At 70.0% G+C, this 14,285-nt stretch carries 13 protein-coding genes; 4 read left to right on the plus strand and 9 right to left on the minus strand.

What is annotated here, in order from left to right; genetic code table 11:
* The first annotated feature begins 351 nt into the window (after positions 1–351).
* On the plus strand, positions 352–960 hold the full coding sequence (locus OG407_RS14820; protein WP_405858326.1) for an RNA-binding S4 domain-containing protein: 609 nt from the start codon (positions 352–354) through the stop codon (positions 958–960).
* Between the two features lie 116 nt (positions 961–1,076).
* Here OG407_RS14820 and OG407_RS14825 read toward each other — a convergent pair whose 3' ends face one another.
* The 3 genes from OG407_RS14825 to OG407_RS14835 all read right to left on the minus strand — a co-directional run bounded on the left by OG407_RS14825 (position 1,077) and on the right by OG407_RS14835 (position 3,430).
* Entirely contained in the window at positions 1,077–1,595 is a 519-nt protein-coding gene (locus tag OG407_RS14825) for a DoxX family protein (RefSeq protein WP_405858328.1), read from the minus strand.
* Positions 1,596–1,707: 112 nt separating this feature from the next.
* Complete coding sequence (locus OG407_RS14830; protein WP_405858330.1) at positions 1,708–2,403, minus strand: class I SAM-dependent methyltransferase; 696 nt, start codon at positions 2,401–2,403, stop codon at positions 1,708–1,710.
* A gap of 112 nt (positions 2,404–2,515) precedes the next feature.
* Complete coding sequence (locus OG407_RS14835) at positions 2,516–3,430, minus strand: acyltransferase domain-containing protein (protein ID WP_405858332.1); 915 nt, start codon at positions 3,428–3,430, stop codon at positions 2,516–2,518.
* Between the two features lie 138 nt (positions 3,431–3,568).
* Between OG407_RS14835 and OG407_RS14840 the strand changes: the two genes are divergently transcribed.
* Positions 3,569–3,835 carry a DUF6343 family protein gene (locus OG407_RS14840; protein WP_403595541.1) on the plus strand — a complete coding sequence of 89 codons (267 nt, stop codon included), beginning with the start codon at positions 3,569–3,571 and terminating at the stop codon, positions 3,833–3,835.
* A gap of 30 nt (positions 3,836–3,865) precedes the next feature.
* Here the strand turns inward: OG407_RS14840 and OG407_RS14845 are convergent, their stop codons facing one another.
* The 5 genes from OG407_RS14845 to rpsA all read right to left on the minus strand — a co-directional run bounded on the left by OG407_RS14845 (position 3,866) and on the right by rpsA (position 9,466).
* The gene (locus tag OG407_RS14845) at positions 3,866–4,246 is read right to left on the minus strand and encodes a tetratricopeptide repeat protein (RefSeq protein ID WP_405858334.1); all 381 of its coding nucleotides are present in this window, start codon (positions 4,244–4,246) and stop codon (positions 3,866–3,868) included.
* Between the two features lie 50 nt (positions 4,247–4,296).
* Positions 4,297–4,917, minus strand: a complete 621-nt coding sequence (coaE, locus tag OG407_RS14850) for a dephospho-CoA kinase (protein ID WP_405858336.1) — start codon at positions 4,915–4,917, stop codon at positions 4,297–4,299.
* A gap of 99 nt (positions 4,918–5,016) precedes the next feature.
* Complete coding sequence (locus OG407_RS14855; protein ID WP_033287219.1) at positions 5,017–5,955, minus strand: PAC2 family protein; 939 nt, start codon at positions 5,953–5,955, stop codon at positions 5,017–5,019.
* A gap of 135 nt (positions 5,956–6,090) precedes the next feature.
* Positions 6,091–7,617, minus strand: coding sequence for a flavin monoamine oxidase family protein (locus OG407_RS14860; protein WP_405868413.1), 1,527 nt, complete (start codon positions 7,615–7,617; stop codon positions 6,091–6,093).
* 334 nt (positions 7,618–7,951) lie between these two features.
* Entirely contained in the window at positions 7,952–9,466 is a 1,515-nt protein-coding gene (gene rpsA, locus OG407_RS14865; protein WP_365307624.1) for a 30S ribosomal protein S1, read from the minus strand.
* A 392-nt stretch (positions 9,467–9,858) separates the two neighbouring features.
* Between rpsA and OG407_RS14870 the strand changes: the two genes are divergently transcribed.
* Positions 9,859–10,683: a class I SAM-dependent methyltransferase gene (locus tag OG407_RS14870; RefSeq protein ID WP_405868415.1), complete on the plus strand. Its 825-nt coding sequence runs from the start codon at positions 9,859–9,861 to the stop codon at positions 10,681–10,683.
* Positions 10,684–10,767: 84 nt separating this feature from the next.
* Positions 10,768–13,299: an ATP-dependent helicase HrpB gene (hrpB, locus tag OG407_RS14875; protein WP_405858338.1), complete on the plus strand. Its 2,532-nt coding sequence runs from the start codon at positions 10,768–10,770 to the stop codon at positions 13,297–13,299.
* On the opposite strand, the gene OG407_RS14880 is transcribed toward hrpB, so the two are convergent.
* On the minus strand, positions 13,289–14,281 hold the full coding sequence (locus OG407_RS14880) for a DUF3068 domain-containing protein (RefSeq protein WP_405858340.1): 993 nt from the start codon (positions 14,279–14,281) through the stop codon (positions 13,289–13,291). The genes hrpB and OG407_RS14880 overlap by 11 nt on opposite strands.
* Positions 14,282–14,285 lie beyond the last annotated feature (4 nt).

Consider the following 14,285-nt stretch of genomic DNA (forward strand, 5'->3'; position numbering starts at 1 on the left):
CGGTACGGGGTGGGGGTGCATCCGGGGTGGGCCAGGGGGGTGCCGGACGGGGGCGCGACCCGGGGGGCTGGACGGGGAGTGGGGATCAGGGGGTCTCTGTAGCCTGGCGGCGCTGTGTGTCGGGGGAGCTGATCGCGGCGAACGGCCTGTCCGTGGGCACGCGCCGGAGTCGCTGCCGCAGCCTCTGCCTCCGCCTCTGCCGTGGCCACGCGCCGGAGCGAGGGCCAAGGCCGCGCCGGAGCCAGGGCCGAGGTCAGAGCCCGCAGGCCCGGCGTAGCAACGAGCGTCCGTGTTCAGGTCGGCGGCCGAAACCCGCCGGAGCCGTCCGCCTCGGGGTACTAAAGTCCAACCATGGCTTCCGAGGGTGCGGACGAGACCGACGGCGACAACGGAACCGGCGCGACCACGACGAGCCGGAACACCGACGCGCCCCGGAGCCCCGCGACCGAGCCGCACAGCGACGCCGTGGCCGCGGCCAAGGCCGCCGGTCCCGCCAACGGTGCGGGCGTCCGCGTCGACAGCTGGATCTGGTCCGTCCGCCTGGTCAAGACCCGTTCCATGGGCGCCGCCGCCTGCAAGGGCGGCCACGTCCGGGTCAACGGTGAGCGGGTGAAGCCCGCCCACTCCGTCCACGTCGGCGACGAGGTGCGGCTCCGTCACGAGGGCCACGAGCGTGTCGTCATCGTGAAGCAGGTCATCCGCAAACGGGTCGGCCCTCCGGTCGCCGCCCAGTGCTACGTGGACAACTCCCCACCGCCCCCGCCCCGCGAGGCCGTCGCCCCGGCCGGCATCCGCGACCGCGGCACCGGCCGCCCCACCAAACGCGACCGCCGCGACATGGAGCGCCTGCGCGGCACCCCCGGCGCCGGCCTCGACCCCGCCGCGGCTCCCGATCCCCACCGGGACCGGGACACCCGCCGCGACACACGCCGCGGTACCCGACGCGACCCGCAACGGTGACAACCGGCCCGGGCCCCTCGGCCCACCGGACGCCACCGTCACCCCGTGCTCAGCAATAGCAACAGCCACAGCCGTAGCCGTAGCTGTGGCCGTAGCCGTTAGCCGTACCGCACGGATCACGCCCGTCGTCGCACCACTCGCAGCAACTCCGCGTTCTGCCCCCGCCGTGCCCAGGCGATCAGGGCGAGCGGGATGATGAGGATCAACGGTGTCGCCGCGTTCTCACCGTGGAACGCGGTCATCTGCACGACGAACGCGCCCACCATCAGCGCACTGAGCGCCGTCGCCGCCACCGACTGCAGCACCGGGACCAACAGCCCTATCGCACCGGCCAGTTCGAGCGCGCCGATGGTGTACATCGCCCCGCTCCCCCAGCCGATCTTGTCGAAGGACTCCACGGCCGCCGAGTTCGCGATCAGCTTGGGCAGCGCACTCGCGAGGCCGTAGAACAGGGCGAGCAGCACCTGGAGGGCGCGCAGCGCGATCCGGGCCCGGCGCCCGCGGGTGGTCGCGGACTCGGCGACGACGGTGCGGGACCTCGCCGAAGCCGCCGAGGTCTCCGAGGGCGTCGAGGGCGCGGGGGCCAGGGAGTTGGCGGAAGCGGCGGAGGCTACGGAAGCGGCGGTCTCGGACATGAGGTTCTCCTGTGGGAAGCGGTGGAGCGCTGGGAAGCGGTCCGTGTTGCTGTCACAGGGGTAGACCGGCCCGCGCCCTCGAACTCATCGCCGCCGCACGCGATTTCCTCCGCTAATCCGCCGCCGCCACCGCCCTCACCCATATCCGGTCCGGTGTCAGATAGCTGTCAACCCTCAGTCCCGCCTCCGCCAGCGCCTCCTCGAACTGGTCCTTCGTCAACGGCCGGGACAGGAACGTCTGGGTCCAGACCGCGTCCGGGAACACATACTCCGCACGCACCGAGTCGACCCCGTCCCCGACCGGCTCCGCCGACACCATCCGCACGGTGAAGCCGCTGGGGTCTGCCCGCTCGCGCGGCACGTTCGCGTGGAAGTCCTCGCCCTCCCGCTGGATCAGCACACAGCCGCCCGCCGCGACATGCCGTACGCAGGTCCGCAGCAGTCCGCGCCGCACCTCGGCATCCCCGGCGTGCACCAGGAACGACGCGAGCAACACCACGTCGAAGGTCTCTCCCAGATCGAGGTGCTCGATCGGGCCGCATATCGTTCGCGCGCCCCGGACCCGCTCCAGCATCTCGGCGGAGTCGTCAACCGCTGTGACCTTGAACCCGCGTTCCAGAAGGGGGTGGGTCATCCGCCCTACCCCGCTGCCCAGCTCCAGGATGCGCGCACCCGCCGGCACGGCCGCCGTGATGATGTCCGGTTCCTCTCCCACGGGAAGCCGCGAGTACAGCTCCACCGCGCAGCCGTCCGGGGTGATCGCCCCGGGCCCTGTCCCCTCGTACCCCTCACGCATTTCGATTCGCATGCCCGTCCAACGGCCCGCGTCCGCACGCCCGTTCCCGACTCGCACTGGTTCACCCGTACGAGTCAATTCCCTTCAGAGAGGCAACCGTTGGGGGTCGGAGCCGAGCCAGAACTCAGAGCGGAAACCACCCGTGTCCGATGTACCAGTGCCCGCCCGCCCGCAGATGGTCCCCGACGGCCCGCTCCACGGACGTACCCCGCGGCAGGCTCTCCACCGCCAGATCGGGATGCCCGAAGACGAACTGGACGGGCTCGGTGTCGGCCGGCTCCGTGTCCTCGCGGATCACTCGGAACCGCTCCTGGAAGCGGACGATGTTGGAGTCGGCGAAGAGGTACCGCTTCAACTGCGGGTCGAGCAGCCAGGAGTGGCAGGTCGCGACCTCGTGACGCTCCTCGGGGAAGTGCCGGGCGAAGAACGCGCGGGCCAGTTCCAGCGAGCGCTCGCACGCGGCCGGGGTGAGCGGCCCGGAGAAGTCGGGGATGTGCAGGTTCAGGCAGGGCGTCCCCGGCGCCACGTCCAGCCCCGCCTCGGTGAGCGCCTGCCCACTGCGCTCGCCGAGCCGCGCCCGCTCGAACTGCAGCCGTCCCAGCTGGTACAGCTCGCCGCGGAAGTGCGGGACGAGCCACTGCGGGAACGGCAGCCCTGCCCCGCCGAACCGTCTGTGGTGCACCGCGATGTTGCGCCCCAGGTCGGCGAGGGTGCGCCGGGACACGTCGGCGGGGATGTCGCGTTCGCGGTGGTACGCGCGCGTGTAGGGCAGCGCGGCGACGAACACGTACACGGGGAAGTAGGCGCCGATCTCGGGCGGGGCCTCGGGCAGCCGGGCCAGGAGCAGCTCGGTGAGCCGGGTCCAGTGGCCGTGCTCGCCGATGTCCTTCACCAACTCGCCGACGCACTCCTCCAGGAGCCGCGTCGCTTCGGTGTCCCGCGTCAACACCCGGCGCAGTCGCACCAGTTCGTTGATGTCCTCATGGGGTACGGCGAGGTCGAGCAGGACCTCGGGCAGTTCGTCGGCGTCCGGCAGCACGGTGCGCTTCCCCTCCCTGTGGAGCCTTGTGGAGCCCTGTGCGGAGCCCTGTGCGGAGCCCTGTGCGGAGCCCTGTGCGGAGCCCTGTGGAGAACGTCCGAGCCGAAGAGTACGTTGCAAGGAGGAGTAGTGATCCTGATGCGTACAGGCAGTGAGCCGACGACAGCGCGCAGTCCGCTCCGGACCCGGTTCTGGCTGAGCGTCTGGGGGCTGGTCTGGACGATCTTCGGTACGGTCGCGTTCGCACTCACCGGCCGCCCCGGGTGGGCGGCGGCCTGCGCGGTGCTGTGGCTGATCGTCACGATCGACATGGCCATGATCCTCAGACACATGCGCCAGGGCCCGCACTACCAGCCGGGCCCGGACGTCCCGCCGTACCGGCCGCCGGAACACCGCCACCCGTGACTTACCGGGGCGCGATCTACAGGGATGCGCCTACTCCTCGAACCGGGCCGCCTTCAGATACTGCGGTTTCGGATCGAGCGCGGCGGCCAGCCGGAAGTGGCGCTTGGCCTGGTCGGCGCGGCCCTGTCGCTCGTAGGTGCGGGCGAGCGCGAAGTGCGCGAAGGCGTTGTCCGGCTCACGCTCCAGGACGATGGTGAACTCCAGCTCGGCCGGCCGCAGTTGCGCGGCCGCGAAGAAGGCACGCGCGCGCAGCAGACGCGCGGCCGTGTTCTCCGGGTGCGCGCCGATGACGCGGTCGAGCAGCTTCACCGCGCCCCGCGGGTCCCGCGCGTCGAGCAACTGCTCGGCGGCGCGGAAGTCGATGACGTGCGTCTCCGGAGTACGTCCGGTCGTTCCGCTGTTCTCGGGCACGGCAAAGTCCTTCCCTCACTCGGACGTTTCAACGCCCACAGAAAGGGCCGCTATTCCTGGGGTGGCTGCTGGGGCGCGTGCGCCCTGCGCACGAGTTCGACCCATACGTCCCGTACGCGCCGCTCCAGCGCCTCCAGGGGTACGTCGTTGTCGATGACGATGTCCGCGATGGCGAGCCGCTTCTCGCGGGTCGCCTGGGCGGCCATACGCGCGCGTGCGTCGTCCTCGGTCATCCCCCGCAACCGGACCAGCCGGTCGAGCTGGGTCTCGGGGCTCGCGTCGACGACGATCACCAGGTCGTACAGCGCGGCGAGGGCGTTCTCGGCGAGGAGGGGAACGTCGTGGATCACTACGGAGTCGTCGGCCGCGGCGGTTTCGAGTTCGCGGGAGCGCCTGCCGACCAGGGGGTGCACGATCTCGTTGAGGACGGCCAGCTTCTCGGGGTCGGCGAAGACGATGGAGCCCAGCTTCGGCCGGTCCAGGCCGCCGTCCGGGCCGAGCACGTCCTCTCCGAAGGCCTCGACGACCGCCGCGAGCCCGGGAGTTCCGGGCGCGACGACCTCGCGCGCGATGCGGTCGGCGTCGATCAGCACGGCGCCGTACCCCACGAGCAGCCGCGACACTTCACTCTTACCGGCACCGATGCCCCCGGTGAGGCCGACCTTCAGCATGAGCCGAAGCCTACGGCCTGTCACTGACAGGGCACGCGGCGACCGGCAGTCACCCGGTGATCGTCGGCGACCGCCCAGGACCGGTCCCCGGGACAGGCCCTAGTTGTCGCCCTCGCGCTCCGCCAGGAAGCGCTCGAACTCCTGCCCGATCTCGTCCGCCGACGGGATCTCGACCGGCTCGGCGAGCATGTTGCCGCGGCTCTCGGCGCCCGCGGCGGCGTCGTACTGGTGCTCCAGGCCCTGGACGAGCGCCACGAGCTCCTCGTCGCCCTCCTGGATCTGGCGGTCGATCTCGGTCTGGGTGCGGTGGGCCTCGGTGCGCAGGGAGTGCGCGATGCCCGGGAGGACCAGTCCGGTACCGGCCGTGATGGCCTCCAGGACGGTCAGAGCCGCGTCCGGGTACGGGGACCGGGCGATGTAGTGCGGGACGTGCGCGGCGACGCCCAGGACGTCGTGACCGGCCTCCATGAGGCGGTACTCGACGAGCGCCTCGGCGCTCCCGGGGACCTGCGCCTCGTCGAAGGGGCTGCGGTGCCCGGGGACGAGGTCGTTGCGGTTGCCGTGCGGGGTGACGCCCACGGGGCGGGTGTGCGGGACGCCCATGGGGATGCCGTGGAAGTTCACGGACAGCCGGACGCCGAGCCGCTCCACGATCTGCTGGACGGCCGCCGCGAAGCGCTCCCACTCCACGTCCGGCTCGGGGCCGGAGAGGAGCAGGAAGGGGGCTCCGGTGGCGTCCTGGACGAGTCGCACGTCCAGGGTGGGCTCTTCGTAGTCGGTCCAGCGGTCCCGCTTGAAGGTGAGCAGCGGGCGGCGGGCCCGGTAGTCGACGAGCCGGTCGTGGTCGAAGCTGGCCACGAGCTGGTGGGGCAATGTATCGAGCAGACGTTCGACGATCTGGTCGCCTGTCTCGCCCGCGTCGATGTATCCGTCGAAGTGGTAGAGCATGACAAGACCGGCCGACTCCTGTGCGAGCGCCATGTCGACGACTGCCAGGCCCTTCGGCTCCCATGCGTACAAACCCTGCGGATCAAGCACAGTGACCGCTCCTCCTCGTGTTCGTACTGCACAACGCCCTCCAGGGCATGGGCATTCCCGCCCATGCCCCTGATCAGGCACCTCTTACGGGCTTTTCATGCGCCGCTCCCCTGTGTCACCGGGAGAGTGTCCACGTCACGAGGACAGCACGCGCGCGTGGAGTGCGGTCACGGCCTTGCGGGCGGAGGAGAACGCGCCGTGCTGCCAGGCGTCGGTGTAGCTGAGCCAGTCGCCGGCGAAGTAGACGCGTCCCGTGGGGTCGTTGAGCGGCTTGTAGCGGACGTCGTCGGGGCCACCCGGGGTGTCGTGCCATGCGGCCTCCAGGTGGGGCGTCTGACGCCAGTGGTGGGAGAAGGACGATGCCAGTTCGCTGCGGTACTTCTCCCCGTAGATCTTCACGCCCGCCGCCACCGCACGCTCTTCCCGCCCCTTGGGGGTGAGCTTCGCGTAGGAGTCCGCGTTGTCGTCGTAGTTGTAGTACCCGATCAGGACGCCTCGCTCACCGTGGAAGCCGTAAGAAGGGTGCCAGATGTGGGTGACGTCCTGGTCGGTCTCGGTGATACCGCCGTAGATCCGGTGATCCAGTTCCCACCATCGGGACTTGTACTCCAGGCCGATCTTCGCGGCGGACGACGGAGTGATCGCCTCCAGTGCGGTCTGGACGCCGGTGCCGAGGTTGTGCGGGATCTTGGCGAGGATGTTGGGCGGCAGGGCGCCGACGCAGTAGTCGGCCTCGACGACCTTCGTACGGCCGCCCTGGGTGTAGGTGACCGAAACGCCACTCCCCTTGTCGGTGATTTTCGAGACGGCCGCTCCGGTGCGGATGCGATGTGCGCCGATCGCCCGGGTGAGGGCCTTCGGTATCTGGTCCATGCCGCCGACCGGCTGGAACATCAACATGGCCTGGTCGAAGCCGAATTCGAAGGAGAAGTAGCGGCCGACACCGCTGGCGAAGACCTCGGAGGCGGAGGGCACGTCCCCGAGCAGCACACCGGGAGTGCCCGCGGCGGCCGGAATGGTCGAGTACCCGCGGAAGTCACCGCCTTCATAGGTCAGTTTGTCCCCGAGTTCTCCCCATCCCTTGAGGAACTCGACGAGCTTCTCCTGGTCGGTGGCGGTCAACTCCTTGTCCAGGGCGCCCCTGTCGGTGGCCTTGGCGAGCAACTCCGAGACGTAGCCGTAGACATCGGCCTTGGCGGTGCGGTAGCGCTGGGGCCTGGTCATGCCGGTGGACTCGTTGTAGATGTACGCGTCCGCGTTGACGTTGGTGAACACCTCGATGGGGACGCCGAGTTCACGGCAGTAGTCGAGGGTGACCATCCACTGCGGGATCCGCGCGGGGCCGCAGTTCATGTAGTGGCCGTCGGCGAAACGGGCGGTCTGCCGGTTGCCGTAGAGGTCCATCGTGGTGTCGCCGCCGCGGACGGTGAAGTTGCGGCCTCCGGTACGGTCCCTGGCCTCCAGGATCGTACAGTCGTAGCCGGCCTTGCCCAGTTCGTACGCCGTGGTCAGTCCGGCGATGCCACCGCCGACGATGACGACCTTGGCCGCGCCGCGTCCGGTGAGATGGAAGTCGCCGGCGCTCAGGACACGGAAGGGCTGTTCCCGCTGGGCGGCCTGCGCGGTGGGGGCGAGCCCGAGGGCTCCCATGGTCGCGAACATCGTGCCCGCGCCACCGGTGAGACCCACGTTCCGCAGAAAGGCACGACGGCTCTGGTTACTTGCCAAGGTCCGGCTCCCCTTTTCCGATCATGAATGACCGAGGAAGCGTCCCAACGACCCGTTACGCCACGGCAGTTACTGATGTATCCCGCACGTTTCTGCAAGGCTGAGGTAAAGCGCCCCTTCAGGGGCGCGGGGCTGTATCGATATGTGGCTCCGCCGAGTGGTCGCGACCGGCCACGACGGATCCGCAGCCGAAGTACGTCCGGACACGACTGAGGGACCGCACCCCGAAAGGTACGGCCCCTCAGTTCAAGAGCTACTGCTCAGGTGATCAGCTCTGGCCGCCGGCCAGCTTCTCACGCAGGGCAGCGAGCGCCTCGTCGGACGCCAGCGCACCGGAGGTGTCCGCACCCTCGGAGGAGTACGAACCGCCACCGCCACCGCCACCGCCGGCCGCGGCCGGAGCCGCACCCGCCGTGTCGACGCCCTCGGCCGCCGCCTGGGCGTCGGCCTCGCGGGACTTGATGACCTGCGCCTGGTGCTGCTCGAAGCGCTGCTGCGCCTCGGCGTACTGGGTCTCCCACACCTCGCGCTGGGATTCGAAGCCTTCGAGCCAGTCGTTGGTCTCGGGGTCGAAGCCCTCGGGGTAGATGTAGTTGCCCTGGTCGTCGTACGACGCGGCCATGCCGTACAGCGTCGGGTCGAAGTCGACCGTGGCCGGGTCGGCACCGAAGGCCTCGTTGGCCTGCTTCAGCGAGAGGCTGATGCGACGGCGCTCAAGGTCGATGTCGATGACCTTGACGAAGATCTCGTCGTTGACCTGGACGACCTGCTCCGGGATCTCCACGTGGCGCTCGGCCAGCTCGGAGATGTGCACCAGACCCTCGATGCCCTCGTCCACGCGGACGAACGCACCGAACGGAACCAGCTTCGTGACCTTGCCGGGCACGACCTGGCCGATCTGGTGGGTGCGGGCGAACTGCTGCCACGGGTCTTCCTGGGTCGCCTTCAGCGACAGGGAGACGCGCTCGCGGTCCATGTCGACGTCGAGGACCTCGACGGTGACCTCCTGGCCGACCTCGACAACCTCGGAGGGGTGGTCGATGTGCTTCCAGGACAGCTCGGAGACGTGGACCAGACCGTCGACGCCACCCAGGTCCACGAAGGCACCGAAGTTGACGATCGAGGAGACCACACCGGAACGGACCTGACCCTTCTGGAGGGTCGTGAGGAACGTCTGGCGCACCTCGGACTGGGTCTGCTCCAGCCAGGCACGGCGGGACAGGACCACGTTGTTGCGGTTCTTGTCCAGCTCGATGATCTTGGCTTCGAGCTCCTTGCCCACGTAGGGCTGGAGGTCGCGGACACGGCGCATCTCGACGAGAGAAGCCGGCAGGAAGCCACGGAGGCCGATGTCGAGGATGAGACCACCCTTGACGACCTCGATGACGGTACCGGTGACGATGCCGTCCTCTTCCTTGATCTTCTCGATGGTGCCCCACGCACGCTCGTACTGTGCGCGCTTCTTCGAGAGGATCAGGCGGCCTTCTTTGTCCTCCTTCTGGAGAACAAGGGCTTCGATCTCGTCGCCGACCTTGACGACCTCGTTCGGGTCGACGTCGTGCTTGATCGAAAGCTCGCGGCTCGGGATGACACCTTCGGTCTTGTAACCGATGTCGAGGAGAACCTCGTCCCGGTCAACCTTGACGATGACGCCATCGACGATGTCACCATCGTTGAAGTACTTGATCGTCTCATCGATAGCGGCGAGGAATGCTTCCTCGTCACCGATGTCGTTGACCGCAACCTGCGGGGTGGTGGCGGTGGTCTCGGTGCTGCTCGTCATGTGGGAAAGGGCTCCGGTACGGACATTGAAGTCGTAGGTACTGCTCACGCCGAGAGCCGTTTTCGCTTCGCTCTGCAGAAGGGCCGGACAGCCAAGGAAGCGCCGATCCGGAACACCAGGTGCCCGGTGGCGCCTCGAAAACCGAGGGGTCATACATACAGATGCGAGCGCAACCTGCTACGTCTGAGGTGCGCAGGCCCGTAGCGCAACTTGTAGCATACGGGGGCAGCCAGGCAGGGTCAATGCGCGAAGGCGCACACCCGGGGCGGATCGCCGCATACCCGGCACAAAACGTGTCCCGCGAGGCCACGCAGGCCTGAACCACCCCTTCAGTGACGCCGCCGGGGACAGCCGCACCGTAGAGGTGACGGAAGAGTACGACGAGGGAGCCGATCATCCAAGAGCCCGATGCGTTCGAGCCGGAAGCCACCCGACGTGATGCCGACGTCACCGAGAGTTCCCGGGCCAACCGGGGCTGGTGGGACCGGAACGCGGACGACTACCAGGTCGAACACGGCACGTTCCTCGGCGACGACCGCTTCGTGTGGGGCCCCGAGGGCCTCGACGAGGTGGAGGCCGAACTCCTCGGCCCGCCCGAGGAGCTGAAGGGCAAGGACGTCCTGGAGATCGGCGCCGGCGCGGCCCAGTGCTCGCGTTGGCTGACCGCCCAGGGGGCACGCCCGGTCGCCCTGGACCTCTCCCACCGCCAGCTCCAGCACGCGCTGCGGATCGGCGGATCGTTCCCTCTGGTGTGCGCCGACGCGAGCGCGCTGCCCTTCGCGGACGCCTCCTTCGACCTGGCCTGCTCGGCGTACGGGGTGCTGCCGTTCGTCGCCGACCCGGTGCTGGTGCTGCGCGAGGTGCGCCGGGTGCTGCGGCCCGGCGGCCGGTTCGTCTTCTCGACCACGCACCCGATCCGCTGGGCGTTCCCCGACGAGCCGGGCCCCGAAGGCCTGACGGTCTCCGCCTCGTACTTCGACCGCACGCCGTACGTCGAGCAGGCCGACGACGGCAGCGCGGTCTACGTGGAGCACCACCGGACGATCGGTGACCGCGTCCGGGACATCGTGGCGGCGGACCTGCGCCTGGTGGACCTGGTCGAGCCGGAGTGGCCGTCCTGGAACACGGCCGAGTGGGGCGGCTGGTCGCCCCTGCGCGGCAACCTCATCCCCGGGACGACGATCTTCGTGTGCGAACGCGACCGCGAGGACACCTGAGGGGCCTGAACAACTGAGGGGCTGAAACTGACCGCGGGCATGCGCGCGTAGAGGTCGTTTCGCACGGCGTACGACACTGGGGTCGTGATCCGCTACGACGCCCTCGACGCGCTGCCCGTCCGCAGTGCCCTGCCCGGACTCGACGCCGCCCTGGAGGCGGGCGGTGCGGCCGTGCTCGTCGCGCCGCCCGGCACCGGCAAGACGACGCTGGTGCCGCTCGCGCTGGCCGGGCTGCTCGGCGAGGGGCCCGCTCGGCGGGTGGTCGTCGCCGAGCCGCGGCGGATCGCGGCGCGGGCGGCGGCCCGGCGCATGGCGTGGCTGCTGGGCGAGAAGGTCGGCGAGAGCATCGGCTACACCGTGCGCGGCGAGCGGATCGTCGGACGGCACGCGCGCGTGGAGGTCGTCACGACCGGAGTGCTGCTCCAACGGCTGCAACGCGACCAGGAGTTGACGGGCGTCGACGCCGTGGTCCTGGACGAGTGCCACGAACGCCACCTCGACGCGGACACGGTGGCCGCCTTCCTGGTCGACGTACGGGAGGCCCTGCGGCCCGAGTTGCGGCTCGTCGCGGCGTCCGCGACCACCGACGCGCAGGGCTGGGCCCGGCTGTTGGGCGACGCGCCGGTGATCGAGGCGGAGGGTGTCGCGTACCCGGTGGAAATCGTCTGGACGCCTCCACCACGTCCCGTACGGCCGCCGCACGGCATGCGCGTGGACCCGGCGCTGCTCACGCACGTGGCGTCGACGGTACGGCGGGCGCTGGGCGAGCGGGACGGGGACGTGCTGTGTTTTCTGCCCGGGGTCGGGGAGATCGCGCGCGTGGCCGGGCAGTTGGGCGACCTGGGCGGGGCCGAGGTGCTCCAGGTGCACGGGCGCGCACCGGCCGCCGTACAGGACGCGGTGCTGTCCCCGGGGGCGCGGCGGCGGGTGGTGCTCGCGACGTCGGTGGCGGAGTCCTCGCTGACGATTCCTGGTGTACGGGTGGTCGTCGACTCGGGGTTGGCGCGGGAGCCGCGGGTCGATCACGCGCGCGGGCTGAGCGCGTTGGCGACGGTACGGGCGTCGCAGGCGGCGGGGCGGCAGCGGGCGGGGCGGGCCGGGCGTGAGGCGCCGGGAGCGGTGTACCGGTGTTGGGCCGAGGCCGAGGATTCCCGTCTGCCGCGTTTTCCGGCGCCGGAGATCAAGGTGGCCGACCTGACGGCGTTCGCGCTTCAGGCGGCGTGCTGGGGGGATCCTGGGGCGTCGGGGCTGGCGTTGCTCGATGCGCCTCCCTCCGGGGCGATGGCTGCGGCGCGGGGTGTTCTGGCGGCCGTGGGTGCCGTCGACTCGGGTGGGCGTGCCACGTCACGGGGTGTGCAGTTGGCTCGGCTGGGGCTGCATCCCCGGCTGGGGCGGGCCCTGTTGGACTCGGGCCCGGCCGGCGCCGAGGTTGTCGCGCTGCTCAGTGAGGAGGCGCCGCGGGCCTACGGTGACGATCTCGCCGGGGCTTTGCGGCTTGCCCGGCGTGGAGGGGACGCCTATGCCGGTCGGTGGCGTGCGGAGGTTCGGCGGCTGCGGGCCGTGGGGGCGGAGATTTCCCACCGACCCACCCGAAACCCTGCGCCGGCAAAGGTGAACGTCGAGGCTTCGGCAGGTGCCGCACATGACGACGCGCTCGTCGGTCTCGTCGCCGCCCTCGCCTACCCCGAGCGGGTCGCCAAAGCCGACGGTGGCTCCTATCTCCTCGTCTCCGGCACCCGTGCCGAAGTCGGCGACGCCAGTGCCCTGCGCGGGGCGCCCTGGATCGCGGTCGCCGTGGCGGACCGGCCGATCGGCAAGGGGCACGCACGCGTGCAGCTCGGGGCCGTTGTCGACGAGGAGGCCGCCCGGTTCGCGGCCGGGGCGCTGCTCAGCGAGGTGGACGAGGTCCACTGGGCCGGCGGCGATGTCGTGGCCCGGCGCGTCGAGCGGCTCGGGGCGGTCGAGTTGGCGGTGCGGCCTCTGAAGAACGCCGATCCCGTTGCCGTACGGGACGCGCTTGTTGAAGGGCTGCGGCAGGAGGGGTTCGGGCTGTTGCGGTGGTCCGCCGATGCTCAAGTGCTGCGGCAGCGGCTGGCGTTCCTGCACTTGAATGCCGGGGAGCCCTGGCCCGATGTGTCCGACGATGCCTTGCACGCGCGCGTGGACGAGTGGTTGGAGCCGGAGTTGGGGCGGGCGCGGCGGCGGGGGGATCTGGGGCGGATCGACGCGGGGCAGGGGCTGCGGCGGTTGTTGCCGTGGGCCTCGGGGGACGCGGGGCGGTTGGACGAGTTGGCTCCGGAGCGGTTTCTCGTGCCGAGCGGGTCCAGGATCCGGATCGACTACGGGAATCCCGAACAGCCCGTGCTCGCCGTGAAGTTGCAGGAGATGTTCGGGCTTCACGAGTCGCCGACCGTCGCCGGGGTGCCCGTGCTCGTGCATCTGCTGTCCCCCGCCGGGCGGCCCGCCGCCGTCACCGCCGACCTCGCTTCCTTCTGGAAGGACGGCTACAAGGGCGTGCGGGCCGAGTTGCGGGGGCGGTACCCGAAGCATCCCTGGCCGGAGGATCCGGCCGCCGCCGAGGCCACGCGGTTCACCAACGCGCGGCTCAGGCGGTGACCGGTTCCGGTTCCTGGACCTCGGAGGGGGCGGGGTCTCCGGGGCGCCTGCCGCGGGCCTCCAGGTAGAGGGAGAGGGCCAGCAGGAGGAGGCCGAGGGTCAGGAAGCCCCAGGGGAGGTAGGAGACCATCAGGAGGACGAGGGTGCGGTTGGACTTCACCAGGGCGACGGTGTGCTTGATGTAGTCCTCGCGCATCTTCACGTCGCCGGCGAACGCCGTCACCTTGTCCCGGCCCCCCAGGAGGGTGCCGCCGCGCAGCTCCTCCTTGTGGATCTCCTCGCCGTTGACCGGTGCTCCGGTGACGGGTTCGACCCAGAACTTGCGGACCGTGGTGTACCAGCGGGTGGTTCCCGTCTTGGCGACGGACTCCGGGGTGATGCCCTTCACGGGCATGGTCCTGGGGAAGGGGACCTTGGTCCAGGGGATGGTCTGCTCGAAGTAGTAGACCTTGACGCCGCGGAAGTTCTGGGTGCCCTTGTAGTGGATGGGGTTGGTGGTGCGGGTCTGCGCGTCGAAGTACTCGTAGTCCCGTTTCTGCGTCAGGAACGGCCACTTGAACTCGATGCCGTCCCGTTTCACCGGGTCGCCGTCGACCATCTCGCCGGTGGCGTGGACGGGGTCCTGGGTGTGCGCGTCGAAGATGTAGCGCTCAGGGATGGAGGACACCATCTTGCCGTCGGGTCCCTGGACGTAGGACAGGCCGTCCCAGACGACGACGTCCCGGCCTGCCGTCTTGTCGATCTTCTTGGCGGCTTCCACGTCGCCCTTCAAGGTCTGCACGATGGTGACCTTGGGGACCGTCTTGGCCTGCATGGTGCCGTAGTCGAGGAGGGTGGCGTTCTTCGCCTCCAGGACCATGTCCTGGTACTGGTTCGCCGGGATCTTGGCCAGGCGCGGGAAGGCGTACCAGCGCAGCAGCGGGGACAGCGCCGTGAAGAACACGGCGAGGGCGAGCAGGATCAGGCTGGCCTTGCGGCGCATCTCG

Source organism: Streptomyces sp. NBC_01515, from assembly GCF_045040345.1.
Lineage (GTDB): Bacteria > Actinomycetota > Actinomycetes > Streptomycetales > Streptomycetaceae > Streptomyces.

Bases quoted from the DNA above. Each gene is read 5' to 3' on its own strand.
- OG407_RS14820 (WP_405858326.1), top strand. From the start codon at position 352: ATGGCTTCCGAGGGTGCGGACGAGACCGACGGCGACAACGGAACCGGC.
- OG407_RS14825 (WP_405858328.1), bottom strand. From the start codon at position 1,595: ATGTCCGAGACCGCCGCTTCCGTAGCCTCCGCCGCTTCCGCCAACTCC.
- OG407_RS14830 (WP_405858330.1), bottom strand. From the start codon at position 2,403: ATGCGAATCGAAATGCGTGAGGGGTACGAGGGGACAGGGCCCGGGGCG.
- OG407_RS14840 (WP_403595541.1), top strand. From the start codon at position 3,569: ATGCGTACAGGCAGTGAGCCGACGACAGCGCGCAGTCCGCTCCGGACC.
- coaE (WP_405858336.1), bottom strand. From the start codon at position 4,917: ATGCTGAAGGTCGGCCTCACCGGGGGCATCGGTGCCGGTAAGAGTGAA.
- OG407_RS14860 (WP_405868413.1), bottom strand. From the start codon at position 7,617: ATGTTCGCGACCATGGGAGCCCTCGGGCTCGCCCCCACCGCGCAGGCC.
- rpsA (WP_365307624.1), bottom strand. From the start codon at position 9,466: ATGACGAGCAGCACCGAGACCACCGCCACCACCCCGCAGGTTGCGGTC.
- OG407_RS14880 (WP_405858340.1), bottom strand. From the start codon at position 14,281: ATGCGCCGCAAGGCCAGCCTGATCCTGCTCGCCCTCGCCGTGTTCTTC.